This is a genomic window from Pseudonocardia benzenivorans CB1190, from assembly GCF_000196675.2.
GTDB classification, from domain to species: Bacteria; Actinomycetota; Actinomycetes; order Mycobacteriales; family Pseudonocardiaceae; genus Pseudonocardia; species Pseudonocardia benzenivorans.
Window position 1 is genome coordinate 2,755,360 of record NC_015312.1, and the last position, 23,807, is coordinate 2,779,166.

Below are 23,807 nucleotides of genomic sequence, written 5' to 3' on the forward strand. Positions count from 1 at the left end.
TCATGGAGCTCTACCACGTCGGCTACGTCGTCGACGACATCGAGAAGGCGATGGCCGCGCTGTCGGCCACGGCCGGCCGAACCTGGTCGGAGATCCGTCCGCGCCACCTGAAGGTGCAGGTCGACGACTCGCCGGAGATCCTGCAGGTCGAGCTCCTCGCCGCCTACTCGCGGCCCGGACCGCCCTACGTCGAACTGATCCAGGACGTGAGCGGGGGCATCTGGTCCGGCGGCGCCCACGGCGGCGCGCGCCTGGACCACCTCGGCTACTGGGAGGCCGACCTGCCCGGCCGGGTCGCCGCGCTGCGGGCGGCCGGCGGCACGCAGGTCGTGCACGCCGTCGACGACTCCGGGAACCCCGTCCGCTTCGCCTACATGCGGGCGCCGGGCGGCGGGCCCTGGCTGGAGCTGGTCGACGAGTCCGTGAAGCCGGAGCTGATGGCCTGGATCGAGGGCACGGCATGAGTCACGGCGTGAGTACGGAGCCGACCGGCTCCGCGCTCGAGTGCGATGTCGTCGTCCTCGGCACCGGGCCCGCCGGGATGGCCGCCGTCGCCGCGGCCGCCGCCGACGGGGTCGACGTCGTCGCCGTCGAGGCGATGGACCACATCGGTGGCAACTGCGTCTGGTCCACCGGCTACCTGACGTTCGTGAACTCCGCGATGCAGGCCGAGCAGGGCATCGTCGACGACGTCGAGACGTTCGTCGCCGACGCCGCGCGGATGACCGCCGAGGCCGCCGAGGGTTACGGCATGGTGGTCGACGAGGACCTCGTGCGGCTGTTCGGGCGGGAGAGCGCCGAGACCTACGACATCCTCACCGCGCGCGGCGTGCGGTTCAGCCGGTTCATCCCGCGGCCCAAGCAGCACACCGTCGACCGGATGGCGGCCGTCGTCGACCCGTGGATGTTCGCCCGCGCCTTCGAGCCGGACTTCGCGTCGCCGAACGTCCGCACCCTGTTCGGGACGACGGCGCGGCGGCTGCTGACCGACGCCGGCCGGGTCACCGGCGTCCTGGTGGACGGGCCCGACGGCACCACGTCGATCACGGCGCGCGGCGGTGTCGTGCTCGCGACCGGCGGCTACCAGTCCAACCCGGAGCTGCGGCAGCGCTACCAGCCGAACTTCCTCGCCCGCGGGCCCTACCTCGGTGTCGACACGTGCCGCGGCGACGGGCACCTGATGGGCCAGGCCGTCGGCGGCGACCTGGTGAACATGACCTTCGTGCCGCCGCTGGTGATCGTCTCGTCGTCGCTGGTCGAGGACGCCATCGCCGTCAACGAGTCCGGCGTGCGCTTCCACGACGAGGCGGGCCCCTACGAGGAGCGCGTCGAGGCCCTGCTCGGCCAGCCCGGCCGGCGCGGCTGGTACATCGTCGACGACGTCGTCGCCCGGGAGAAGGCCACGCTCATCGGGCAGATGCCCGAACCGGCCGTGCAGGCTCCGACCCTCGTGGAGCTGGCGTCGACGATCGGCGTGCCCGTCGCCGCGCTCGAGGCGACCGTCGCCGGCTGGAACGCGTTCCTCGCCACCGACGCGACGCGCGACCCGCTGACCGGGCGCGTCGTCATGCCGCCCGGGCGGCGTGCCTGCGCGACCGCGCCGTTCACCGCGATCCCGATGGTCGTCGGCGTCAACTTCGTCTCCGGCGGCTTCCGCGCCACGCAGTCGTTGCAGGTCATCGACGTGTTCGGCGCGCCGATCCCCGGCCTCTACGCGGCCGGGGACTGCCTCGGCGGGCTCGGCGGTACCGCGGAACTCGGCGGCACCCGCATCTCTGGCGGCTTCACCCTCGGCCGCCTCGCGGGCCGCGCCGCCGCCCGCGGCGAGGTCGACACCCGCGTGCGGCACAGCGTGCAGGGCGCGTTCCTGCCCAGCAAGCTGGACACGAAGATCGCGCTCGTGCACCTGGCCGACCGATGACGGCACCCGACGGCGTCGTCGCCCAGCTCCAGGAGCTGGGGATGTCGATGTACGAGGCGAAGGCGTACCTCGCGCTGGTCGCGGCAGGGGAACCGCTCAACGGCTACGAGGTCGCGAAGCGTTCCGGGGTGCCACGCAGCACCGTCTACGAGACGCTCGGCAAGCTCACCGCGAGCGGCGCCACCTACGAGGTCCGCACCGACGACGACACCGTCACCTACCTGCCGCTGCCGCCCGCCTCGCTGCTCGACCGGCTGCGGCGGCGCTACGAGTCGACACTCGGCTCGCTGCGGGCCGCGCTGCCCGCGATCGTCCCGCCGTCGCGGGTGCACCTGATCCACAACCTCACCGGCCGCGACGCGCTGCTCGAACGCGCGGGCGACGTCGTGGCCGGGGCGCGGCACGACCTGTTCCTGTCGACGTGGCCGCAGGAGAACGTCGACCTCGAGCAGCTGGTCCGCGAGGCCGACGCCCGCGGGGTCGCCGTCACGACGCTGACCTACGGCGAGGACGAGGAGATCCCCGGGCACACCTACTCCCACCGGCTCTCGCCGCCCGCGGTGGTGCTGGAGAACCTGGGCTGCCGGCTGTTCGTCGCCGTCGCCGACCGCCGCGAGTGCGTCATCGGCGGGTTCGTCGGCGACGACGCGTGGGGCATCTTCTCCGACAACCCGGCCGTCGTGATGGTGGCCGTCGAGTACGTCCGCCACGACATCGCGATGCAGCTCATGGCCGAGCACTTCCCGGCCGACGAGGTCGCCGCCTTCTGGACCGACGACGTCGACCTCGCCCGCCTGCGCTCCGACCACGGGTTCGCGGCCACCGCCCTGCGGGCGGGTGGCTCCGACGGCGAGTCGCGCCCCGGCGGCCGCAGGCGCCGCCGCGGCGGCCGGTCGGCCTGACCGCCCGCGCAGGGGTCCGTCACGGGTGAGCCCGAGCTGTCGACGCAGCCCGAGCTCGTCGAGCCGGCCCCGGCGTTCGACGACGAGGCCGCGCTCGACGCGGAACACGTTGATGCCGCGCAGGGGGGGTGCGCAGCCGCCGCGACCTGACGGTCCTGCTGCTGTCGGGCACCGTCCGAGGGCACTGACCGCGGCGGGCCGACGTCAGACCCGCGTCCCGGCGACCGTCGCCACCAGTTCCTCGCGGGTCGGACCACCGACCCGCCGCGGCGGTCCGGCGTGTTCGAGCACCCGGCCCGTCACGGCGGCGTCGGAGAACACCTCGCCGGGCGTCGCGAGCATGCCGCCGATCATGGTGTGGACCCGGGCCAGTTCGGGGTCGACGGCGGCGCCCGCGGCGAGCGCCGTCGACACGGCCCACCCGCGGTCGTCCGTGCGGTAGGGCATGCCGGCGATCTCCGCCTCGATCTCGGCGAGCCGGTGGCGGTCGAACACGAGCGTCGAGTCCAGGTAGGGCGTCAGCGTCGTCGCGGTCGCGTCCGCGAAGGCACGGACGAGAGTGTCGGCGTCGTCGGTGCCGTGCGCGGCGAGGACGTCGCGCAGCAGCTGCGCGTGCACCGCCCCCATCGACGCACCGCGACCCAGCGACGGGTTCGTGCACGCCCACGCGTCGCCGACCGCGACCAGGCCGGTGACGACCGGCGTGCCGTCGACGACGTACTCCTGGTGGCGGTCCTCGATCCCGGCCATCACGTCGACGCCGGTGACCGGCTCGCTGTCCAGCCACGGTGCGGTCGCGTCGAAGAGCCGGATCGCCGCGTCCCAGCACGCGGGGTCGCGCAGGCCGCGCAGCTCCCGGTCCCGAGCGCTCGCCGTGATCGCGACGCCGTGCACGCCGTTGTCGGCGGGCAGGGTCAGCACGGAGACGGAGTCGTGGTGGGTCAGGGCGGCGTCGAGCCCGGTGGGGGTCACACCGGAGGCGGCCCGGAAGTGCCGGGCGTAGTAGACGAAACCCAGGTCGGCCCGCTCCCGCGCGGGTGGCCGCCCGCCGAGCGCGCCGACCCAGCCCGCGACCGGGGAGCGGCGGCCGAGCGCGTCGACGACGACGTCCGACGCCAGCTCCCGGCCGCCCGCGCGCACACCGGTGACGTGCGGGACGGCCCCGGACGCGTCGGCCAGCAACGCGTCGACGGCGACGCCGCGCAGGATCCGGATGCCGCCCGCGCGCTCGGCGATCGCCGCGACGGCCGCCTCGACGACCGGGCGCCTGCCGGTCACGACGTCGAACCGCTCGTCGCCCTCGCGCCGGCCGCCGGTCGCGGCCGGGGGGCGCAGGTGCAGCAGGTTCGTCCGCATGCCGCCGGCCGCGACGAGGGCGTCGAGCACGTCGGGCAGCTCGGCGGCCATCACGGCACGCCAGCGCGGCAGCATGATGTGCAGCAGCCGGAACTGCGCCACGCCGCGGCGTTGCCACGCGAGGGGATCGGCCGGTGGCGGAGCGGGATCCCGTTCGAGGACCGTGACGTCGTGCCCGTCACGGGCGAGCAGGAGGGCGGTGGTGAGGCCGGTCAGTCCGGCCCCGAGGACGGTGACTGTGCTCATGGCCGGCACGGTCCACCGTGAGGGTGCTCACTCTCCAGCTCGGATCCTGTCCGGTTCATGCCCGTCTGTGCCCGGCCCGCCGTTGACCTCGCGGGCCCAGAGCAGGTCGGCGAGCCGCTCGGTCGCGCGGGCGAGATGGCGCCGGTAGGTGCTGAAGGGCAGGCCGAGCACCTCGGCGGCGGCCTCCTGGCTCGGCGCCCCGTGCAGGTAGGTGCGGTCGAGGACGCGGAGCAGCACGTCGCCGCGGGGCTCGGCGGCGAGCCCGTCGAGGGTCTGCACGATCACCTGCCGGACGTCCGGTCCGAGCGCGGTCGTCGCCAGCGGGCATCCCGCGAGCCGGTCGGGCCGGGACAGGTCACGCAGCGCGGCGCGCACCGCGGCGTCGAAGGCGTCGCGGCCCATCGGCGCGGGCCGCAGCAGCTCCGGTGGCGGGGGCCCGGTCTCGCCCGTCAGCTCGCGGCGGCCGGTCATGTCGAGGAACGCCTCCAGGGACAGCCGGGCGCGGTCCCAGGCGAACGCCGTCACCTCGCCCCCGCCGGGCACCGGCACCCGCGCCAGCACGGAGAACCCCAGGTAGTCGAAGAACGGCCGCCAGTAGGCCTCGTCGACGGGGGTCACGACCGACCAGCCCACCGGCCGAGACAGCCACTCGACCGATGCCGAGACGGAGGCGGTCAGCACCGCGACCGGGCTGCGCTGTGACCCGGCGAGGTCGCCGACGAAACGGCACACCCCGATCCGTTCGCCCGGCCGCAGCGCGCGGCGCCGGGACACGGCCTCCAGCACGGCGGGTACGACCGGGTCGGGCCCGGTGTCGGTCGTCGCGTCGACGAGGACGTGTAGCGCAACCGCCTCGACTCCTGAGTCCGACCGCGCGACGTGCGCCCCGGCCGGCTGGGTGGTGAGCCAGTGCCGGCAGGCGGGCTCCGCGTGCAGGCCCTCCGAGGCGGCCGCGACCGCGCACATCCGCTCGTGGTCCCCTGGGGTCGCCGCGGACACCGCCGGTGCCCCGCCGTCGCGCAGCACCGACAGCTCGGCCTCCGCCGGGCTGCGCCGGTGCAGCAGGATCAGCTCGGTGGCGTCGCGGTAGCGGGTCACCGAGCCGGGCGCCACCAACCGCGTGACGGTGTGCATCCGGATCGTGCGGTGCAGCTCGGCGTAGGCGTCGGGGCTGCGCTGGGCGAACTCGGCGTCGAACACGTCGCGGACCAGGTCGTGCAGCCGCAGGCCCTGCGAGGTCGTCGCGGTGTACGGGCGCATCGCGAGCCAGCGCCACACCTGCGACGCGCGGTCGCCGACGGTGGCCGCGAGCAGGTCCTGGGTCGTGCGGAACGAGTGCGCGCACGTCGCCAGCCCGATCCGGTGGTGCTCGTCGGGGACGTCGTCGACCAGGACGCGGCACAGATCCGCGACCAGTCCCGGACGGTCGCCCAGTGCCGCGGGAGCCGGTCCGTCGGAGCCGGCCTCGGCGAGGAGCACCAGCGCGAGCGGGTGGCCACGGCCGAGCGCGGCCAGCCGCTCGCGGTCGGGTCCGGCGACGCCGAGCCCGCGGAGCAGGGCCTCGCTCTCGGCGGCGTCGAGCCTGGGCAGCGGGTGGGCGTCCAGCAACAGGCGCCAACCCGGGTCGGCCGCCCAGTCGGGTGCGGGCGGCTCGCGACCGGCCAGCACGGTGACCGAGCTCGCCGGCAACGACGGCAGCAGCCGCGTCCGGAACCAGCGGTCCAGCGGGGTGAGCAGCTCGTAGCCGTCCACGAGCAGCACCGGTCCCGGCTCCCGGCCGTCCGCGGTCGCGGCGGCCACCGGATCGGCCACCGCGGGCAGCGACCCGCCGATGTCGCGCCCGTCGAGCACGACGGTCTCGCGCCCCGCGGCCCGGGCGCGCCTGCGCATCTCGTCGAGCAACGTGGACTTCCCGATCCCGCCGGGACCGTGGACGAACAGCACCCGGGTGACGTCGACCCCCTGGAGCGCGCGCTCGAACGCCGCGAGCTCCCCGGCACGGCCGACGAACCCGCGACGGCGGGCGTCGTCGAGCGCGGCGGCGAGGGTCGTTCCCATGGCGGCTCCCGGGATCGGGCCCCGATGGTAGGGGCCGCCCGCGTCCGTGGACACCACCCGGACGACGCGGGCACCACCCCCACGACATGGGCGCGCCCGCAGGGGGTCCGTGCGGGACCGGTCGGAGTAGGCCCGTCGGGGGTACTGCGCGGCGTGCAACATCGTTACGGTTCGTGGATGACCCGTCGTGGTGTCGAGCATGCCGGACCGCCGCGGCGGCGGATGTGACCCTCACCCGCGAGGTGCCGCCCGAGGACCGGACCGAGCCCGTCGACGAGGCGGTCCCGCCCGTGCGGCGGTGGTACGCGCCGAGCCTGCCGGGGCTCTGGGGCGGGCTGATCCTGGCCTGCCTGACGTTCACCCCCTCGCTGTTGCCCCGCAGCGGGGTGCTGCAGGGCGCGGTCGCGGGCATCGGCGCGATCCTCGGCTACGGGCTCGGCGTGCTCGTCGCGCTCGTGTGGCGGGCGTTCGCCGGCCGTGGACCCCGGCGTGCCCGGGGCCGGTCGCTCGCGGTCTTCGGGATCGTCGCGGTGCTGCTCGTCGTCGCGTCGGTCCTCGCCGGGCGGTACTGGCAGGGCGAGCTGCGGACCCTGATGGGTGCCCCCGCGCAGTCGTGGGGCGACACGCTGCTCGCGGTGCCGGTCGCCCTCGTCGCGTTCGTCGTGCTGTTCGCGCTGTGCCGTGCCCTGTTCCTGCTCGGCCGCGGGCTGGGCCGGCTGCTCTCGCGCTGGATGGGCAGGCGCGGCGCCCGGGCACTCGGCGGACTCGTCGTCGCCGCCGTCGTGGTGTACCTGGTGAGCGGACTGGCGCTCGACGGGCTGTTCGCCGCCACCGACCGGGCCTTCGCCGCCGCCAACGACGAGACCCCCGCCGGGGTGAGCCGGCCCACGTCGGACCTGCGTTCGGGCGGACCCGAGTCGCTGATCGGCTGGGACACGCTCGGCCGGGAGGGGCGCATCTTCGTCGCGGGTGGGCCATCGGGCGCCGACATCGCCCGGTTCACCGGCACGCGTGCCGCGGAGCCGATCCGGATCTACGCGGGAGTGGACTCCGCGGACACCGCGGAGGACCGCGCGGCGCTCGCCGTCGCCGACCTGGAACGGGCGGGCGGGTTCGACCGGGCGCGGCTGCTCGTGGCGACGACGACCGGGCAGGGCTGGCTCGACGCCGGCACGATGTCGTCGTTCGAGTACGTCGCGGGCGGCGACAGCGCGATCGTCGCCCTGCAGTACTCGTTCGTCCCGTCCGGCTTCTCGTACCTTGTCGACGCCTCACGTGCGCAGGCCGCGGGCCGGGCCCTGTTCGACGCCGTCTACGGGAAGTGGGCCTCGCTGCCCGTCGACCACCGCCCGCAGCTCTACGTCTTCGGCGAGAGCCTCGGGTCGTTCGGCGGCGAGGCGGCGTTCAGCGGCGAGTCCGACCTGCGCAACCGCACGTCGGGCGCGCTGTTCGTCGGCCCGCCGAACTTCAACGCACTGCACACCGAGTTCCGCGACGGCCGCGACCCGGGCAGCCGTGAGGTCGAACCCGTGTACCGCAACGGCCGGACGGTCCGGTTCAGCACCGACATCGACGCCGGCGCTCCGCCGGTCGGCGCGCCGTGGGACGGGTCTCGGACGCTGATCCTGCAGCACCCGTCGGACCCGATCACGTGGTGGAGTCCGCGGCTGCTGTTCAGCCGGCCCGACTGGCTCGCCGAGCCGCGCGGCCGCGACGTCCTGCCGGCGATGACGTGGCTGCCCGTCGTCACGTTCTGGCAGGTCACGCTGGACATGCCCGCGGCCGCCGACGTCCCGGAGGGACACGGGCACCGCTACACCCGCGAGTCCGTCGACGCCTGGGCCACGCTGTTGCGCCCACCCGACTGGACCCCGCAGAAGGCCGACCAGCTGCGCGCGATCATCTCCCCGTGAGTGAGCGTCAGCGGTCGCGCAGCAGCTCCACGACCGGGGCGAACTGCTCGACGAACTGTGCGTTGACGCTGATGTAGGACGTGCCGATCCGCTCCCGGCGGCGCTGCAGCTCGTCGGCCATCTCCTGCGGGGTGCCGCGCAGCATGGTGAGCGCGTCGGCGGCGATGAGCTCGTCGGCGTCGACGCCCATGAACTGCTTGGTCCACGGGGGCACGTCGTCGCCGATGACGAAGATGTTCATGGCCAGCTCGATGGCGTCGGCCCGGTCGCCGGCCTTGGCGCGCAGGTCCTCGGCCATCGCGGCCATGTCGTCGGTGTTCGCGAGCGGGCCGGCGGCGAGTGTGACGATGTCGGCCTTCTCGGCGGCCAGCGTGCGGGACTTCGGCCCGCCCGCGGCGACGAGCACGGGGGCCCGCAGGTCCCCGGGTCCGTCGGCCTGCTCGAGCTCGCGGACGCGGTCGATCGTCGCGCCGACCTGCGCGAGCCGCTCCGCGGCGGTGCCGTAGGGCATCCCGAGCCGTTCGGCGGACTGCTTCGCCGCCGGGATCCCGGTGCCGATCCCGAGCTCGAAGCGGCCGCCGGTCAGCACGGTCATCGAGTGTGCGTCCCAGGCCGCGGCCATGGGGGTGCGCAGCGGCGAGGCCAGCACGAACGTCGCCACCCGGATGTCGGCGACCGACGCCGCCACCGCCAGTGACGGGAACGGGGCGAGCAGCTGCAGCCCGTCGGGCATCAGCAGCGTCGAGTAGCCGAGCTCGGCGATGCGACGGGCGGTGGCGCGCCAGGCGTCGCCGTCCTGCGGCGTGGCGACGACGCCGAAACGAAAGGTGTGGTCGGTCATCGGACGGCCCTCCGGAAGACGGGCAGCGGGATCGCTGCGACGACGAGAACAGCAGACCGAGGGGCGCGGGAACGACGCCCCCGCTTCTTCCCCAGGTCAAATCATTACAAGCTAGAACGATTCTCTCGGGCGAATCATTTGTCAAGTGATACGGTGCCCGCATGAACACCGCCGTGGAGGCCGTCGTGCCGCCGCCCGGGCCCGGACCGGGATCGGCCTTCCTGCTCGCGCAGATCGGCGCGCACGCGGCGGGCAGGTTCGCCGAGCGGATCGGCGCGCTCGACCTCACGCCCCCGCAGACGGGGCTGCTGCGTGCCGTCGCGGCGGCGCCGGGGCAGTCGCAGCAGGCGCTGGCCTCGGTGCTGGGCACGCCGCCGAGCCGGCTCGTCGCGCTCGTCGACCAGCTCGACGAGCGCGGGCTGGTCGAGCGCAGACGCAACCCGGCCGACCGCAGGCTGCACGCGCTGTACCTGACGTCGGCGGGGGAGGAGCTGTTGCGGCGCATCGCCGACGTCGGCCGCGAGCACGACGACGCGATCTGCGCGGCTCTCGACGACGGCGAGCGCGCGACGCTGCGGGCGCTGCTCGCGCGGATCGCCGACGAGCAGGGTCTGACGCCGGGCGTGCATCCCGGCTACCGGCACGTCTGACCGCACCGGGGAGCGGGGCGGATCAGGTGCGGGCGAGCTCCAGCGCGACCTCGAGCGCCGCGGTCCGGCGCTCCTCGTCGGAGACCGGCAGGCTCTCCTGGTCCATGAAGGCCCCGAGGTGCAGGGCGATCACCGCGAGCCGCATGCGCAGCTGCTCGGCGGCCGACGCGTCGGGCGCGGTGACGGCGCGGCCCATCGCGAAGAAGCGGGTCTTCATGTCCTTCGCCGCCGCGACGTCGCGCAGCGACGACTGGCCTTCCTGCATCAACCGCGCGACCTGCGCGGCCGACGGCCCGGTCAGCAGGTCCTGGTAGCGGCGCAGCACCTCGGCGCGTGTCTCGGGTCCCGGGCCCTTCTCGTGCGCCCACTCCACGATCTCGTCGACGCCGGCGAGGAAGTCGTCGAACAGGGCGCCGACGATCTCCTCCTTGGTCTTGTAGTGGTAGTAGACGGCGGCCTTGGAGATGCCCAGCCGTTCGGCGATCTCACGCAGGGACGTGCCGTCGTACCCGCGCTCGGCGAACAGCTCGAGTGCCACCTCACGGATCTGCGCACGGGTGTCCGTGCGCCGCGCGTCCGTCACCGCTGACCTCCTGGTTGGTGATGCCCACCATCTTACTTGCCGACCGGCTAGTGAGAGCGTACCTTACCTCTCAGAGCTTACTAGCCGGTCGGCAAGTAAGGGTGATCTCGGGGAAGGACGCCAGTCATGGAAGAGGGGACTCGGGCCGCGGTCGCCGTCCCGGGCGAGGCCGTCGCGCAGCGGGCCGGCAGGCACCGCGCCGAGGTCGCCCACACGCGGGCCGCGGGGGAGCAACTGCCGCCCGCGCAGGCCGACGGCGGTGAGCCCGCCCCGCGCAGCAGGCGCGAGATCTACACGGTCCTGTCCGGCCTGATGATCGCGATGCTGCTCGCGATGCTGGACAACATGATCGTCGGTACCGCGATGCCGACGATCGTCGGTGAGCTCGGTGGGCTCGCCCACCTGTCGTGGGTGGTCACCGCCTACGCGTTGGCGACGGCCGTCGCGACACCGGTGTGGGCCAAGCTCGGCGACCTCTTCGGCCGCAAGGGCGTCTTCATGATCTCGATCCTGGTGTTCCTCGCCGGGTCCGCGCTGTCGGGCCTGTCGCAGAACATGGGCGAGCTGATCGCGTTCCGCGGCATCCAGGGCCTGGGTGCGGGCGGCCTGATGGTCGGGGCGATGGCCATCATCGGCGACCTCGTCCCGCCGCGTGAACGGGGTCGCTACCAGGGCATGATGGCCGCGGTCATGCCGATCGCGTTCGTCGGCGGCCCGCTGCTGGGCGGGTTCCTCACCGACAACCTGAGCTGGCGCTGGGCCTTCTACATCAACATCCCGCTCGGCGTCGTCGCGCTGATCGTCATCTGGTTCACGATGAAGCTGCCGGGCCGCCGCGCGCAGGTCTCGATCGACTGGGTCGGCGCGGGCCTGCTGGCCGTCGCCGTCTCGGCGCTGACGCTGCTGACCAGCTGGGGCGGCACCGAGTACGCGTGGGGCTCGTGGCAGATCATCGGCCTGGCCGTGCTGACCGTCGGCGCCGCCGCGTGGTTCGTCCGCGTCGAACGCCGGGTGGCCGAGCCGATCCTGCCGCTGGCGCTGTTCCGGGCGCCGAACTTCACCCCGGCCGTCGCGCTGACGTTCCTCACCGGCTTCGCGATGTTCGGCGCGGTGACGTTCCTGCCGCAGTACCAGCAGATCGTCCAGGGCGCGTCGGCGACGAGCAGCGGGCTGCTGCTGCTGCCGCTGATGGCGGGCATGCTCGTCACGTCGCTGGCCGGTGGGCAGTTCGTCACCCGGACCGGGCGCTACCGGATCCTGCTGATCGTGGGGGCGTTCGCCATGGCCGCCGGTCTGGGCGTGCTGTCGCTGATGACCGTCGACACGACGTTGCTGACCAGCGCGCTGTTCATGGTCGTCCTCGGCGTGGGCATGGGCTTCCTGATGCAGACGACGATGCTGGTGGTCCAGAACAGCGTCGAGCGCAAGGACATCGGCGCGGCCAGCGGGGCCGCGACCCTGTTCCGGACCATCGGCGGTTCGCTCGGCGTCTCGCTGCTGGGCACGCTCTACGCCCAGCACCTGCAGTCCTCGCTCACCGGCAGCCTCGGCGCCGCCGCGGGTGCCCAGGTCAGTGGCGGCCAGCTCACCCCGGCCATGCTGGGGTCGCTGCCGGCGCCGGTGCAGGAGGCGTTCCGCGCGGCCGTCACCTCGGGTGTCACGACGGCCTTCCTGTGGGCCGCGGGCGTCGCGCTGGTCGCGATCGTCGCGGCGTTCGTGATCCGCGAGGTCACCCTGCGGGGCAGCGCCCCCGCACCGACCCCGACGCACTGACCACCGGCGTACCGCACGAACGGCACAGTCGCGCAACTCGGTTGCGCGACTGTGCCGTTCGTTCACCTGGGTGCGATGCGCAGGGCGCCGGACGGGCAGCCCGCGACGGCCCGGTGTACGGCGGTGCTGTCGGGCGGGTCCTCGACGAGCAGCGTGACCAGGCCGTCGTCGTCCTGGTCGAAGACGTCGTCGGCCGACATCACGCACATCCCGGCGCCGATGCACGTGTCGCGGTCGGCGACGACGTGCACCTGCCCGTCCTGCTCAGCTGCGCTCACCAGGTCACCTCCATCCTCGCCATCCCGTAGACCACGTGGAACGACCGGAACGCCGCAGCGCCCGGCACCTCGGCCAGCGTCGGGAAGCGACGCAGCAGCGCCGGGAACGCGATCCGCATCTCCATGCGCGCCAGCGGGGCACCGAGACAGTGGTGGATGCCGTGGCCGAACGCGAGGTGCCCGATGGCGCCGCGGGTGACGTCGAGCCGCTCGGGGTCGTCGATGGAGGCCGGGTCCCGGTTGGCGGCGGGCAGGGCGCACATCACGGTGTCGCCCTTGGGGATCGCGACGCCGCCGATCTCGGTGTCGACCGTCGTCGTCTTCATCGTCCCGCTGTGCACGATGGAGAGCCAGCGCAGCAGCTCCTCGACGGCGGGCTCGACCGCGGCGGGGTCGTCGCGCACGATCGCGAGCTGGTCGGGATGGCGCAGCAGCGCGAGCGTGCCCAGGCCCAGCATGTTCGACGTCGTCTCGTGCCCGGCGACCAGCAGCAGGCTCGCGATGCCGGCCAGCTCGTCGAACGACAGGTCGTCGCCGTGCTCGCGCACCAGCATCCCGAGCAGGTCCTCGCCCGGGTCGGCCTGCGCGCGGGTCACGAGCGTCGCCATGTACTCGCGCGACTCCAACCCGACGCGGCGCCGCTCGGCCATCGGCAGCGACATGTCGAGCAGCAGCCCGGTGCGGCGCTGGAAGGCGTCGCGGTCGGCGTAGGGCACCCCGAGCAGCTCGCAGATCACCAGGGACGGCACCGGCAGCGCGAAGTCGGCGACCAGGTCCGACGGCGGGCCCTTGGCGGCCATGACGTCGAGGTGCTCGTCGACGATCTCGCGGATCCGGGGTTCGAGCCTGCGCATCCGCCGGATCGTGAACTCTGGGGTGAGCATCCGGCGCAGGCGGGTGTGCTCGGGCGGGTCGAACGCGAGGAGGTTGCCGGCCCGCATCCGGGCCCGCTCCTCGTCGGACAGGTCGTCCATCATCGCCATGCGCGCCAGGCCGAGGGTGTTGCTGAAGGTGGTGGCGTCGGACAGCACCGTCCGGACGTCCTCGTGGCGGGTGACGGCCCAGACGTCGATGCCGAACGCGGTGCGGACCCGCGCGACCCGCGGACCGTCGCGCAGCGCGGCGAGCTCCGGGACGGGTTCGAACTCGTTGCGGCGCATGTAGACGGGCAGCTCGATGGCTGCACGGGTGCGGGTGTCGCTCTGACTCATCGATGGTCCCCCGACGTCGACGGCAGTTCACGCGGCAGCGCGCACTTTTTTGACACTCACTGCCACATACCCAGCATGGCACGCGCGCACCGGCGGTGCAGCCGGCTTCGCCGGGGAGGTCAGCGGGCGTAGCGGGCGCGCAGGACGTGTTTGCGGAGTTTGCCCGTCTCGGTGCGGGGGAGCTCGTCCACGAAGTCGACGGTGCGCGGCACCTTGCGCCGCGACAGCCGCTCACCCAGGAAGTCCTGCAGCTCCGTGGCCAGCGCAGGCCCCGGCGTCGCCCCGGGCGCGGCCCGGACCACGGCCGTCACGCGTTCGCCCAGGTCCTCGTCGGGCACCCCGATGACGGCGACGTCGAGCACCGCGGGGTGCAGGGCCAGCGCGTCCTCGATCTCCTGCGGGTAGACGTTCACCCCGCCGGAGATGATCGTGAACGCCCGCCGGTCGGTGAGGTAGAGGTAGCCGTCGGCGTCGACGTGGCCGATGTCGCCGTTGGTGCCCCAGTTGGGGTGCGTGGGGTGCTGCGCCTCGACGGTCTTCGTGGCGTCCTTGTGGTAGGCGAACGGCAGGACGTCGCGCTCGAAGTACACGAGCCCGGTCGCGCCGGCCGGCACCTCGGCACCCGACTCGTCGCACACGCGCAGCACACCGAGCCGCGACCGGCCGACCGAGCCGGGGTGCGCGAGCCACTCGTGCGAGTCGATCATCGTGACGCCGAGGGCCTCGGTGGAGCCGTAGTACTCGTGCAGCACCGGGCCCCACCAGTCGATCATGCGCCGCTTGACCTCCACCGGGCACGGTGCGGCGGCGTGCACGGCGACACGCAGCGAGGAGATGTCGTACCGGGCACGGACGTCGTCGGGCAGCTTGAGCATGCGCACGAACATCGTCGGCACCCACTGGCTGTGCGTGGCCCGGAACCGCTCGATCGCGGCCAGCGAGGCCTCCGCGTCGAACCGCGGCATGACGACGACCGTCCCGCCGACGGACAGGACCATCGCGGCGAAGCGCAGCGGCGCCGCGTGGTACAGCGGCGCGGGGGAGAGGTAGACGGTGTCGGCGTCGAATCCGTAGACGGGCCCGAACACCGCCAGCAGCGGGTCGGGACCGTCGTCGATGCCCTTGTCGGACAACGGTGGCTTGACGCCCTTGGGGCGGCCCGTGGTCCCGGAGCTGTAGAGCATGTCCTTGCCGCGCGGCGGGTTCCCCGGCACGGGCTCGGCGGGAGCGGCCGCGAGCGCGGCCTCGTAGTCGTCGTGGCCGGCGACCGCCCCGCCGAAGGCGAGCCGCAGCCGCACCCGCGGCGTCGCGTCGACGATCGCGGTGGCCGTGGCGGCCTGCGCGGCCGAGGTGATGACCGCGGCGGCGTCGCAGTCGTCGACGATGTAGGCCGCCTCGCCGGGCTGCAGGTGGTGGTCGACGGCGGTGACGTAGAGGCCGCTGCCCACGGCGGCCCAGTAGACCTCGATGCAGCGCGGGTCGTTCTCGGCCAGCACGACGACGTCGTCACCCGGGCGCAGGCCCGCGTCGTACAGGACGCGGGCCAGCCGCAGCGAGCGCTCGTCGAGCCGGCGGTAGGTGAGCGTCTCGCCCGTGTCGGACATGACGACGGCGGGCTTGTCGGGGGTGCGAGCGGCGATCCGACCGGGGTGCAACGGGCGCTCTCCTGTTCCGTGAGTGGCGATAGTCGTTATAGCGACCATCGCCACTCACGGGTCACTCCGGGAGCGGCTTCCCCTTGGTCTCGGGGCCGGCCAGCAGCGAGAACACCAGGCCGAGGACGTAGATCGAGCCGATGACGAGCGCGGCCGTCGCGATCCCGCCGAGGCCGCCGACGATCGCGCCGGCCAGCAGCGCACCGGCCGCGGCGAACACCCGGCTGACGTTGAACACGACGGTGATCGCGCTGCCGCGCAGGCTCGTCGGGAACAGCTCGCCCGGGTACGTGGCCATCCAGCCCATCTGGCCGAGGGTGAAGAACCCGTTGACGGCGACGACGAACGTCAGCAACCCGATCGAGGAGTAGTGGATCCCGAACAGCACCCAGGTCATGACGAGCGCGCCCGCGAAGTAGGACCACAGTGCCCAGCGTCGGCCTATCGTGTCGGCCAGGACGCCCCAGGCCAGCCAGCCCAGCACACCACCCGCGTTGTAGGCGACGACGATCAGCGTCGTCGTCGTCGGCGCCGCGCCGGCGGCCTTGACGACGGCACCCGCGTACTGCGGCACCCACGTCGACACCGCCCACCAGCCGACGAGGCTCGCCGTGGAGCAGGCCAGCAGCTTGAGCATCCGCGACCGGCTGACGGGTTCGTTGAACAGCCGGCGGAGCGTGAAGACGGTGAGGGCGCGCTCGTGCTCGTCGAGCGTCTCGCCCTGGGCCGCGCGGGCCGAGGCGGCGCGCCTGCGGGCGTCGGCGTCCTCCCACAGGGGCGACTCGCCCACCCGGCGGCGCACGAACAGCACGACCAGCGCGGGCAGCGCGCCGATGGCCAGCAGCCAGCGCCAGGTGCCGGGGTCGGTCGGGCCGAGCAGCCAGAACACGCCGGTGGCGACGAGGAAGCCGACGCCGAACGCGCACTGCAGCAGCGCGATGCCGCGCCCGCGGCTGCGGTCGGCCCAGGTCTCGGCGACCAGCGCGCTGCCGGGGCCCCACTCCGCGCCCATGCCCAGGCCCGCGATGATCCGCAGGACGAGGAAGATCGCGAAGTTCGGCGACAGCGCGGCGAGGCCCGTCGCGATCGCGTAGGTGAGGATCGAGACCATCAGCACCTTGCGACGGCCGAAGTAGTCGATCAGCACGCCCGACGCGAGCCCGCCGATCGCCCACGCGATGAGCTGGACGGCGAGGATCGTGCCGAAGTAGATGGGGGAGGCACCCTTGCCCACCAGGTCGGCCACGACCAGGCTGCCGACGAGGACGATCGCGTAGGTCTCGAACCCGTCGAGCATCCAGCCGAGCCACGCCGAGGCGAAGTTCGCGCGCCGGGTCTTCGCGGCCGGCTGCGAGCCGGTCCGGACAGCCGCCTGCGTGCTCACGAGTTCCCCCGCTCGATCCAGGCGACGAGCCGCTCGACCGCGTACTCGCCGAAGTCCTTGGCCGGGCGCTGGTCGGTGGACTTCGCCTCCGCCGCGAACTCCTTGAGCAGCCGCAGGGCCGACGCGTCGCGGCCGGCCAGCTCGGCGACGGTCCGCTCGACGGTCGTGTCCAGGTCCGCCTCGGCGACGACGCGGCTGACCAGGCCGAGCCGCAGCGCCTCGGCCGCGCCCACCTTGCGCGAGGTGAGCACGAGGTCGTCGGCGGCCTTCGGGGTGACGTGGCAGTAGAGGTAGGTGAGCACGACCAGCGGCGGCAGCCCGGCTGCCAGCTCGTCGAAGCCGAGGATCGCGGTGTCGGCGGCGATCGCGATGTCGGAGTGCAGCGCGAGCCCCGTGCCGAACCCGAACGCGCGCCCGCGCACCGCGGTCACGCTGATGCCGGGGAAGCCGCCGAGCAGCTCGTTGGCGCGCAGGATGAGCCGCAGGTTGTCGGCGCGGCTCACGCCGGCGACGCGCTCACCCTTGTCGCGGCCGAGCGTGAGGTCGGCGCCCGCGCCCGAGACGACGAGCACGGTCGCGCCGCTCGCGTGGGCGCGCTCCAGGCCGGCGATGAAGGCCTGCATCGTCGCGTAGGTGATCGTGTTGGCGTGGTCGGGTCGGTTGAAGGTCACGCGCGCGACACCGTCGGCGTCGTCGTAGAGCACGGGATCGGGCATCGGGGGTCAGCTCCGGTTCGGGAGGGGAGGGAGGCCGAGATTCGTGCGCAGGGTGGACCCCGCGTACTCGTGTTGGAACAGACATCGCTTGCGCAGCAACGGAACGACGTGCTCGACGACGTCCTCCAGCCCCGACGGGAACGCGTCGATCATGAGGTTGAAGCCGTCGACCGCGCCTGCCTCGACCCAGGTCTCGATCGTGTCGGCGATCTCCTCCGGCGTGCCCACCACCTGTTGGTGGCCGCCGCCGTTGGCGTAGAGCAGCTCGCGGACGGTGAGCTTCTTGCGGGTCGCGAGCTCGACGGCGGCGTCGCGGAAGCCGTGCGAGCCGCGGAAGCCCTCGTTGGCCCGGATCAGATCCACGGGCAGGGGCTCGTCGAGCTCCAGCGCCTCGACCGGGACGCCCACGCGCAGGGCGAGCTTCTCCAGCTCCGGACCCACGCCCCGCAGCTCGTCGAGCTTCTCCTTGCGCGCCCGCGCCTCGTCGGTGGTGCTGCCGACGACGGGCAGCAGCCCGGGGACGATCTTCACCGCGTCGGCGCTGCGGCCGTACCCGACGGCGCGGCGGCGCACGTCGGTCCGGAACGCGGTCGCGGCCTCGATGGTGTTCTGCGCGGTGAACACGACGTCGGCGTACTGCGCGGCGAGGTCGCGCCCGCCCTCGGAGGCCCCGGCCTGGAAGATCACCGGCCGGCCCTGGCGCGAGCGCGGCAGGGTCGAGGGGCCGCGGACGGAGAAGTGCTCACCGACGTGGTCGAGGGTGCGCACCCGCGCCGCGTCGACGAACACGCCGGACGCCTTGTCGCCCACGGTGGCGTCGGCCTCCCAGCTCTCCCACAGCCCGATCACCACGTCGAGGAACTCGCGGGCGCGGGCGTAGCGCTGGTCGTGCGCGGGCAGCGGCGTGCCGCCGAAGTTGCCGGCGACGGCCGGGACGAACGTCGTCACGGCGTTCCAGCCGGCCCGGCCACGGCTCATGTGGTCGAGGCTCGCGAAGCGCCGCGCCAGGTTGAAGGGCTCGTTGAACGTCGTCGACGAGGTGCCGACGAGCCCGATCCGCTCGGTGTGAGCGGCCATCACGGCCAGCGTCACCGCGGGGTCGAGGGCCCCGAGGTTGGGCCGGGCGAAGCGCTCCTCGCTGACGTCGAGCGTGTCGGCGAGGAAGATCGCGTGCAGCGCGCCGGCCTCCGCGGTCCGCGCGATGTGCGCGTAGTAGTCCGGGTCCACGTAGTCGAACGCGTGGCCGTCGCGGTAGCGCCAGGCGCCGTGGTGCATGCCCAGGCCCATGACGGTGGCGGTGAGGATGATCTCCACTGCTCAGCCCCGGAGACCCTTGGCCTTGAGCAGCGGGACGACGGCCTCGTTGAAGAAGGCCAGCTCCGGCTCGTAGTCGTAGAAGCCCAGCTGGACACCGTCGAACCCGGCCGCGTGCAGCCGCTCGAGCGCCTCGGCGACGCGCTCCGGGCCGCCGGTGATCTGCAGGTGCCCGCCGAGCGCGCGGTCGGCGAGCACGTGCTTGGGCCAGGCCTGCGCGTCGCCGGTGGTGTGCCGGGCGTGGTAGTTCACCAGGGACCCGGTGTCGGCGTGGGCGACGATCTCGTCGCGGTAGGCGAAGGCCTCCTCGTCGGTCTCGCGGCAGATGACCAGCGGGAAGATGATGACCTTGACCTCGCGGCCGTGCTTGCGGGCGGCGTTCTTGATCTGCGCGACGTGCTCGGGCATCGCGTCGATCGCACCGTCGAAGTCGGCCCCCGCGGGGCTCGCGGTGAACACGATGTCGACGTGGCGGCCCGCGAAGTCGTAGCCGGCCGGAGAGCCGCTGGCGGCCACCAGGATCGGCCGACCGTACTTCGGCCGCGGCGACACGTACGCGTCGCGCAGGGAGTAGAACTCGCCGTCGTAGGTGAGGTTCTCGCGGCCGTTCCACAGGTCCTCGAGGATCGAGGTGAACTCGTCGGCCATGTCGTAGCGCCGGTCGTGGTCGATGCGGTCCATGCCGAACATCGGCGGCTCGCCCGTCGCGTAGCCGGTGACGATGTTGAGCCCGTAGCGTCCGGCGGCGATGTGGTCGGCCGTCGCGGCGAACCGCGCCAGGTGCATCGGGTGCCAGTTGCCGTAGAGCACGTGGACCGTCGAGATCGACAGGATGTTCGTCGTCACCGTCGACAGCGCGATGGTCGAGATGAACGGGTCCAGGAAGTTCTCCCGGTAGTGCATCTCGCCGCCGAAGCCGCCCTTGCCGACCCACTGCTGCAGGCCGAACACGAACTCGAAGCCGGACGCCTCGGCGAGCTGGGTCAGGTGCCGGTTGTACTCGAAGTCCCACCGCGTGGCGCGCGGCAGCGTCGACTGCGAGAACGCGCCGGTCTGCAGCGGCAGGAACAGGCCCAGCATCAACGGCTGGCGGGCGGCCCGCGACAGCGGGCTGTCCGGGAAGTCGAGCGGGCCGGGAACAGGGTCGAGCGGGCGGCCGTCGGTCATCGTGTTTCTCCGTCGGGGAGATCGGTGTCGACGACGACCCGGGCGGGCCCGGCGTCGCCGCCGCGGATCGCGAGCGGGTACGCGTGCACGTGTACCCGCCGTCCGCCGAGACCCTCGAGGTCGGTGAGGTTCTCGGCGATGAGCACCTCGGCGCCGAGCAGCGTGCGGTGCACGGGATAGTCGAAGCCCTCGCCGCGGCGGTGCACCGGCAGGTCGGGCGTGATCATGTCGACGCCGACGAACGGCACCCCCTGCTCGACGCACCAGGCGGCGAGGTCGGGGGACAGGCTGGGGTGGTCGGCGTAGTCCGGGGACAGGAACCTCTCGCTCCACCCCGTCGCGACCAGCAGGAACTCACCGCGTCGCGGCGCCGGGCCACCGGCCAGGACGTCGTCGACGGTGATCTCCTCGCCCGGCTTGCGGTCCACCTTCGCGACGACGCCCGTCCCGGCGAACCGCTCGATCGGCAGCTCGTCGATCGTCTTCGCGCCGTCCACCGCGTGCGCCGGGGCGTCGATGTGCGTGCCGACGTGCAGCGCGAGGGTGATCGCGCTGATGTTGAGCGGGGCGCCGTCGGCGATCCGGGCGACCTGGTGGCGCTCGACCTCGGGCAGGATCGGGATCTTGGGCATCCCGGGCCAGAGCTGGTGGGAGACGTCGACGAGTGCCATCAGGCGTCTGCACCGGCGAAGTGGTCGACCAGGTCCCACTTCGCGAGGAACTCCCGCATCTCGGCGCGGGCGGTGTCGTCGAGTCCCGACCAGGGCCACAGCGGCTCGCCCAGCTCGCAGCCCATCAGACCGGCCGCGGCCTTGACCGCGGGCAGGAAGCCCAGCCCGGTCCAGCGGCCGGGGAACTCGGAGAAGAACAGCTGCAGCCGCGCGGCCTCCGTGATGTCGCCCGCCTCGAACGCCTCGATGAGCCGCGCCGCGATCGGCAGGCCGGGTGTCGGCAGCATGGCACCGGCCCCGCCGAGGACGAGCGTCGAGAGCAGCAGCTCCATGTTCGTGTAGACCTGCGCGTTGCCCTGGATGCGGTTGACCAGGCCGAGCAGCTTCTGCTCGTCGCGGGAGGTCTCCTTGATCGCGACGACGTTCGGGTGGCTGCAGATGCGGGCCATCGTGTCGACGGACAGGTCGACGCCCAGCCGTGGGTTGTTGTAGAGCAGCACCGGGATCGGGCTCTCGTCGGCCAGCGTGGCGAACCAGCGGTGCGCCTCGTCGGGGGTGGGCGCCGCACCCCACGGCTTCGGGCTGGCGACGGCCGCGGCGACGGACGCGCCCCGGTCGGCGATGGCCCCGGCGAGGGCGATCGACTCCTTGAGCGACGCGCTGGACACCCCGGCGAGCACGGGGACGTCGGCTGGCAGCCCCTCGCGGGCGGCGTCGACCAGGGCCAGCCGGGCGGCCTTGGTCAGCACCTGGAACTCCTGGCTCTCGACCGCGCCGACGGTCACCGCGACCGGGCGGGCGGCGGCCAGCGCGTCGATCTGCGCACCGAAGCGTGCCTTGTCGACACGCACGGAGCTGCCGACGAAGGGGGTCAGCGCGGCCACGACCGGTCCACGGCGCAGCACGACGTCAGCCGTCATGAGGGGTACCTCTCTGCTGGATCTCCGTGCCGGAGGCGGTCACGGACGGTGGCATCGCGTATCGATGCGGGGCCCGGCGCCGACGGCGCGGGCGGCGGCGATCAGCCGCGGACGAGACCGGGACGACAGCTACGGCAACCGCGGTCGCCACGGGTGTCGCGGGGCCGGGACAGCACGCTGCGCTGGGAGACGTGAACCGTGCTCACGAAACCTCCTCGCCCGTCGTCGGTCGGTCGAAACCGACAGTAAGTGAGGACCGGGCCATGTGCAAGACGCGTGTCGACACGTGTCTACACGCGTCTACGTAATGGACGTGCGAGCTGGATTGTGCGGACACGTCCCGTACTCTGTGGCCGTCGATGTCGGGTCGGGCCGCACGGTCCGGCTGGTGAGGGGGACCCGTGGCCGCACCCGTGCAGGCAGCCAACGCCGGCGAGTCGCAGTACCTCGTGCTGCGCGACGAGATCGTCGGTGGCGCCCTGCCGCCCGGGACGACGCTGCTGGAGACCGTGCTCGCCACCCGGCTCGGCGTGGGGCGCGCCCCGGTGCGCGAGGCGATCCTGCGACTGGAGTGCGACGGGCTCGTCGTTCGCGGCCAGCGAGGACCGCAGGTCCGGACGCTGACCGCGCCGGAGGTCGTCGAGATCTACCAGGCCCGCATCGCGCTGGAGGCCGAGGCCGCCGCGTCCGCCGCCGCGCACCGGTCGGCGCTCGATCTGGCCCGGCTGCGCCACGTCCACGAGGAGGCCGGCGCCGCGACCGACCCCGACCAGATGCGCGCGCTGCACGGGCGCTGGCACGCGGTCCTGCGGCAGGCCTGCCACAACCCGACGATCACCGGCATCCTCGAACGCCTCGCGCTGCAGCTCGCCCTCTACGACAGCGTCGACATGTCGCGCAACCCGAACCTCGAGTCGACCGACGACGAGCACGCCGAGGTCCTCGACGCTATCGCCGAGGGCGACCAGGACCGGGCCCGCACCGTCCTGCGGGCCCACCTCGAGCGCACCCGCGACGTCCGGATCGCCGCGCTCGTCCGGGAGGAGAGCTCGACGGGCTGAGCGGCGGTCGCGCCGGGCGGGCGAAGGTTTGGGATTCGCCCGGAACGGTGATCACCCGTCCGGGCCGGTGGCCGGACCGGCAGACGGGAGATGCACGCGATGACCTCCGACGGCACGATCCTGGTCGCGGTCGAGAAGCCCGAGCCCGACGTGGTCGTCGTCCGGGTGGCGGGCACGCTCGACCGCACCACGTCCACCCGGCTGCTGCGGGTCGTCGAGATGCAGGTCCACGTGCCGGGGCTGATCCGTCGGGTGCGGCCGCGCCGCGTCCTCGTCGACCTCGCGTCGGTGAGCCGGGTCGACGCGCACGGCCTGTGCGCGCTGCGTCGTGCCGAGTCGCTCGCGCGGCGCGGCGGGGTCCGGCTGCAGGTCACCGGGCTCGCCGACCGGCGTGACGTGCTGCCCGGCGAGGTCGTCGAGGTGCTCGACGCCCTCGACGCCTGCGCCTCGTTGGAGGACGCCCTCGCCGCCGCCCTTCCGGTGGGCTCGCTGCGGGAGGTGGGGATCGTGGTCGCCGGGAGCGGGGTGCCCGCGGGCGACGTCGGCCGGGCCGTCGCGGCCGAGGAACCGGATCCGGAGCTGGCCCCGGCCTCGTGACGTTCGCGCCGCGCTCGGTGGGCTCGCCCGCGGGTTCGTCGGGCGGGGCGTGGGCCGGGGTCGGTGTCCTCAGCCGTCGGTGTCCTCGGCGACGCCCTCGGGGGCGCCGTCGAGGGAGCTGACGAGGTCGAGGGTGGCGTCGACCTCGGTGAGCGTGAGCGGCCGCATCACGACGTGGTCGCTGCGGTCCACCACGACCCGCACGTGCCGGCCGCGGGCAACGGCGAGCTGGTGCACCCGGATCAGCGCGCTGATCCCACGGGAGCCGAGGAACGTCACGCCCCGCAGGTCGACGACGACGTCGGCGCCGGCGTCGAGGACCTCCGTCGCGGTGCTGACCAGCGCCGACGCCTCCGGGGCGTCGACGTCACCGACCAGCCGCAGGCCCTGAACCGACGCCGACACCTCGGCCCGGAACAGCGCTCCGGAGCGGGCGCCGTGGTCGGGTACGTCGATCCAGTGCAGTCCGTCGCCGTCGGCGAGCGGAGCGGGGGAGACGGGCGGCACGGGGGTCCTTTCGGCTGCTCCGGGCGGGGCCGCTGGGGTCGGCGCGGGCCGGAGGCGGACGTGAAGCGGTCGTCGCGGGTACC

Annotated in this window: 22 protein-coding genes; 8 read left to right on the top strand and 14 right to left on the bottom strand. The window is 73.5% G+C overall.

Annotated features, from left to right (window positions below; genetic code table 11):
* Positions 1-2: 2 nt before the first annotated feature.
* From PSED_RS13155 to PSED_RS13165, 3 genes are read left to right on the top strand one after another with little or no spacing between them, the layout of a single operon-like run.
* The gene (locus PSED_RS13155; protein WP_013674734.1) at positions 3-464 is read left to right on the top strand and encodes a VOC family protein; all 462 of its coding nucleotides are present in this window, start codon (positions 3-5) and stop codon (positions 462-464) included.
* 8 nt (positions 465-472) lie between these two features.
* Positions 473-1,921: an FAD-dependent oxidoreductase gene (locus PSED_RS13160; RefSeq protein ID WP_041759610.1), complete on the top strand. Its 1,449-nt coding sequence runs from the start codon at positions 473-475 to the stop codon at positions 1,919-1,921.
* Positions 1,918-2,823: a TrmB family transcriptional regulator gene (locus tag PSED_RS13165; protein WP_013674736.1), complete on the top strand. Its 906-nt coding sequence runs from the start codon at positions 1,918-1,920 to the stop codon at positions 2,821-2,823. Before PSED_RS13160 ends, PSED_RS13165 begins: the two co-directional genes overlap by 4 nt.
* Positions 2,824-3,027: 204 nt before the next feature.
* Here PSED_RS13165 and PSED_RS13170 read toward each other — a convergent pair whose 3' ends face one another.
* Both PSED_RS13170 and PSED_RS13175 read right to left on the bottom strand, forming a co-directional pair.
* The gene (locus PSED_RS13170; protein WP_013674737.1) at positions 3,028-4,425 is read right to left on the bottom strand and encodes an FAD-dependent oxidoreductase; all 1,398 of its coding nucleotides are present in this window, start codon (positions 4,423-4,425) and stop codon (positions 3,028-3,030) included.
* A gap of 27 nt (positions 4,426-4,452) precedes the next feature.
* On the bottom strand, positions 4,453-6,483 hold the full coding sequence (locus PSED_RS13175; RefSeq protein WP_063821965.1) for a P-loop NTPase family protein: 2,031 nt from the start codon (positions 6,481-6,483) through the stop codon (positions 4,453-4,455).
* A gap of 173 nt (positions 6,484-6,656) precedes the next feature.
* Here PSED_RS13175 and PSED_RS13180 point away from each other — a divergent pair, with 173 nt between their 5' ends.
* On the top strand, positions 6,657-8,396 hold the full coding sequence (locus PSED_RS13180) for an alpha/beta hydrolase (RefSeq protein ID WP_233899398.1): 1,740 nt from the start codon (positions 6,657-6,659) through the stop codon (positions 8,394-8,396).
* A gap of 7 nt (positions 8,397-8,403) precedes the next feature.
* On the opposite strand, the gene PSED_RS13185 is transcribed toward PSED_RS13180, so the two are convergent.
* The gene (locus PSED_RS13185) at positions 8,404-9,237 is read right to left on the bottom strand and encodes an LLM class flavin-dependent oxidoreductase (protein ID WP_013674740.1); all 834 of its coding nucleotides are present in this window, start codon (positions 9,235-9,237) and stop codon (positions 8,404-8,406) included.
* A 161-nt stretch (positions 9,238-9,398) separates the two neighbouring features.
* Here PSED_RS13185 and PSED_RS13190 point away from each other — a divergent pair, with 161 nt between their 5' ends.
* Positions 9,399-9,887 (top strand): MarR family winged helix-turn-helix transcriptional regulator, encoded by a 489-nt coding sequence (locus tag PSED_RS13190; RefSeq protein WP_013674741.1) that lies wholly within the window; start codon positions 9,399-9,401, stop codon positions 9,885-9,887.
* 22 nt (positions 9,888-9,909) lie between these two features.
* Here PSED_RS13190 and PSED_RS13195 read toward each other — a convergent pair whose 3' ends face one another.
* Positions 9,910-10,470 carry a TetR/AcrR family transcriptional regulator gene (locus PSED_RS13195; RefSeq protein WP_013674742.1) on the bottom strand — a complete coding sequence of 187 codons (561 nt, stop codon included), beginning with the start codon at positions 10,468-10,470 and terminating at the stop codon, positions 9,910-9,912.
* A 126-nt stretch (positions 10,471-10,596) separates the two neighbouring features.
* Between PSED_RS13195 and PSED_RS13200 the strand changes: the two genes are divergently transcribed.
* Positions 10,597-12,243 carry an MDR family MFS transporter gene (locus tag PSED_RS13200; protein WP_013674743.1) on the top strand — a complete coding sequence of 549 codons (1,647 nt, stop codon included), beginning with the start codon at positions 10,597-10,599 and terminating at the stop codon, positions 12,241-12,243.
* Positions 12,244-12,305: 62 nt separating this feature from the next.
* On the opposite strand, the gene PSED_RS13205 is transcribed toward PSED_RS13200, so the two are convergent.
* The 9 genes from PSED_RS13205 to PSED_RS13245 all read right to left on the bottom strand — a co-directional run bounded on the left by PSED_RS13205 (position 12,306) and on the right by PSED_RS13245 (position 21,559).
* Positions 12,306-12,521: a ferredoxin gene (locus PSED_RS13205; RefSeq protein WP_013674744.1), complete on the bottom strand. Its 216-nt coding sequence runs from the start codon at positions 12,519-12,521 to the stop codon at positions 12,306-12,308.
* Positions 12,518-13,732 (bottom strand): cytochrome P450, encoded by a 1,215-nt coding sequence (locus tag PSED_RS13210; RefSeq protein ID WP_013674745.1) that lies wholly within the window; start codon positions 13,730-13,732, stop codon positions 12,518-12,520. Before PSED_RS13210 ends, PSED_RS13205 begins: the two co-directional genes overlap by 4 nt.
* A 119-nt stretch (positions 13,733-13,851) precedes the next feature.
* Positions 13,852-15,387: an acyl-CoA synthetase gene (locus tag PSED_RS13215; protein ID WP_013674746.1), complete on the bottom strand. Its 1,536-nt coding sequence runs from the start codon at positions 15,385-15,387 to the stop codon at positions 13,852-13,854.
* 61 nt (positions 15,388-15,448) lie between these two features.
* The gene (locus PSED_RS13220; protein WP_013674747.1) at positions 15,449-16,771 is read right to left on the bottom strand and encodes an MFS transporter; all 1,323 of its coding nucleotides are present in this window, start codon (positions 16,769-16,771) and stop codon (positions 15,449-15,451) included.
* On the bottom strand, positions 16,768-17,487 hold the full coding sequence (locus PSED_RS13225) for an enoyl-CoA hydratase/isomerase family protein (RefSeq protein ID WP_013674748.1): 720 nt from the start codon (positions 17,485-17,487) through the stop codon (positions 16,768-16,770). Before PSED_RS13225 ends, PSED_RS13220 begins: the two co-directional genes overlap by 4 nt.
* A gap of 6 nt (positions 17,488-17,493) precedes the next feature.
* Positions 17,494-18,801 carry an LLM class flavin-dependent oxidoreductase gene (locus PSED_RS13230; RefSeq protein ID WP_013674749.1) on the bottom strand — a complete coding sequence of 436 codons (1,308 nt, stop codon included), beginning with the start codon at positions 18,799-18,801 and terminating at the stop codon, positions 17,494-17,496.
* A 3-nt stretch (positions 18,802-18,804) separates the two neighbouring features.
* Positions 18,805-19,968, bottom strand: coding sequence for an LLM class flavin-dependent oxidoreductase (locus PSED_RS13235; RefSeq protein ID WP_013674750.1), 1,164 nt, complete (start codon positions 19,966-19,968; stop codon positions 18,805-18,807).
* Entirely contained in the window at positions 19,965-20,639 is a 675-nt protein-coding gene (locus tag PSED_RS13240; RefSeq protein WP_013674751.1) for a cyclase family protein, read from the bottom strand. The genes PSED_RS13235 and PSED_RS13240 overlap by 4 nt, the downstream gene beginning before the upstream one ends.
* Complete coding sequence (locus PSED_RS13245; RefSeq protein ID WP_013674752.1) at positions 20,639-21,559, bottom strand: dihydrodipicolinate synthase family protein; 921 nt, start codon at positions 21,557-21,559, stop codon at positions 20,639-20,641. The genes PSED_RS13240 and PSED_RS13245 overlap by 1 nt, the downstream gene beginning before the upstream one ends.
* Before the next feature lie 401 nt (positions 21,560-21,960).
* On the opposite strand from PSED_RS13245, the gene PSED_RS13250 reads away from it, so the two are divergent.
* Both PSED_RS13250 and PSED_RS13255 read left to right on the top strand, forming a co-directional pair.
* Positions 21,961-22,620: a GntR family transcriptional regulator gene (locus PSED_RS13250; RefSeq protein WP_013674753.1), complete on the top strand. Its 660-nt coding sequence runs from the start codon at positions 21,961-21,963 to the stop codon at positions 22,618-22,620.
* A gap of 99 nt (positions 22,621-22,719) precedes the next feature.
* Positions 22,720-23,217, top strand: coding sequence for an STAS domain-containing protein (locus tag PSED_RS13255; RefSeq protein WP_013674754.1), 498 nt, complete (start codon positions 22,720-22,722; stop codon positions 23,215-23,217).
* A gap of 69 nt (positions 23,218-23,286) precedes the next feature.
* Here PSED_RS13255 and PSED_RS13260 read toward each other — a convergent pair whose 3' ends face one another.
* Positions 23,287-23,724, bottom strand: coding sequence for an STAS domain-containing protein (locus tag PSED_RS13260; protein ID WP_013674755.1), 438 nt, complete (start codon positions 23,722-23,724; stop codon positions 23,287-23,289).
* Positions 23,725-23,807: the final 83 nt, after the last annotated feature.

What these genes read in the sequence shown, in the direction of transcription:
- PSED_RS13245 (WP_013674752.1), bottom strand. Translation starts at nt 21,559, where the DNA reads ATGACGGCTGACGTCGTGCTGCGCCGTGGACCGGTCGTGGCCGCGCTG.
- PSED_RS13240 (WP_013674751.1), bottom strand. Translation starts at nt 20,639, where the DNA reads ATGGCACTCGTCGACGTCTCCCACCAGCTCTGGCCCGGGATGCCCAAG.
- PSED_RS13200 (WP_013674743.1), top strand. Translation starts at nt 10,597, where the DNA reads ATGGAAGAGGGGACTCGGGCCGCGGTCGCCGTCCCGGGCGAGGCCGTC.
- PSED_RS13185 (WP_013674740.1), bottom strand. Translation starts at nt 9,237, where the DNA reads ATGACCGACCACACCTTTCGTTTCGGCGTCGTCGCCACGCCGCAGGAC.
- PSED_RS13165 (WP_013674736.1), top strand. Translation starts at nt 1,918, where the DNA reads ATGACGGCACCCGACGGCGTCGTCGCCCAGCTCCAGGAGCTGGGGATG.
- PSED_RS13235 (WP_013674750.1), bottom strand. Translation starts at nt 19,968, where the DNA reads ATGACCGACGGCCGCCCGCTCGACCCTGTTCCCGGCCCGCTCGACTTC.
- PSED_RS13170 (WP_013674737.1), bottom strand. Translation starts at nt 4,425, where the DNA reads ATGAGCACAGTCACCGTCCTCGGGGCCGGACTGACCGGCCTCACCACC.
- PSED_RS13175 (WP_063821965.1), bottom strand. Translation starts at nt 6,483, where the DNA reads ATGGGAACGACCCTCGCCGCCGCGCTCGACGACGCCCGCCGTCGCGGG.
- PSED_RS13255 (WP_013674754.1), top strand. Translation starts at nt 22,720, where the DNA reads ATGACCTCCGACGGCACGATCCTGGTCGCGGTCGAGAAGCCCGAGCCC.
- PSED_RS13190 (WP_013674741.1), top strand. Translation starts at nt 9,399, where the DNA reads ATGAACACCGCCGTGGAGGCCGTCGTGCCGCCGCCCGGGCCCGGACCG.
- PSED_RS13155 (WP_013674734.1), top strand. Translation starts at nt 3, where the DNA reads ATGGAGCTCTACCACGTCGGCTACGTCGTCGACGACATCGAGAAGGCG.
- PSED_RS13225 (WP_013674748.1), bottom strand. Translation starts at nt 17,487, where the DNA reads ATGCCCGATCCCGTGCTCTACGACGACGCCGACGGTGTCGCGCGCGTG.
- PSED_RS13210 (WP_013674745.1), bottom strand. Translation starts at nt 13,732, where the DNA reads ATGAGTCAGAGCGACACCCGCACCCGTGCAGCCATCGAGCTGCCCGTC.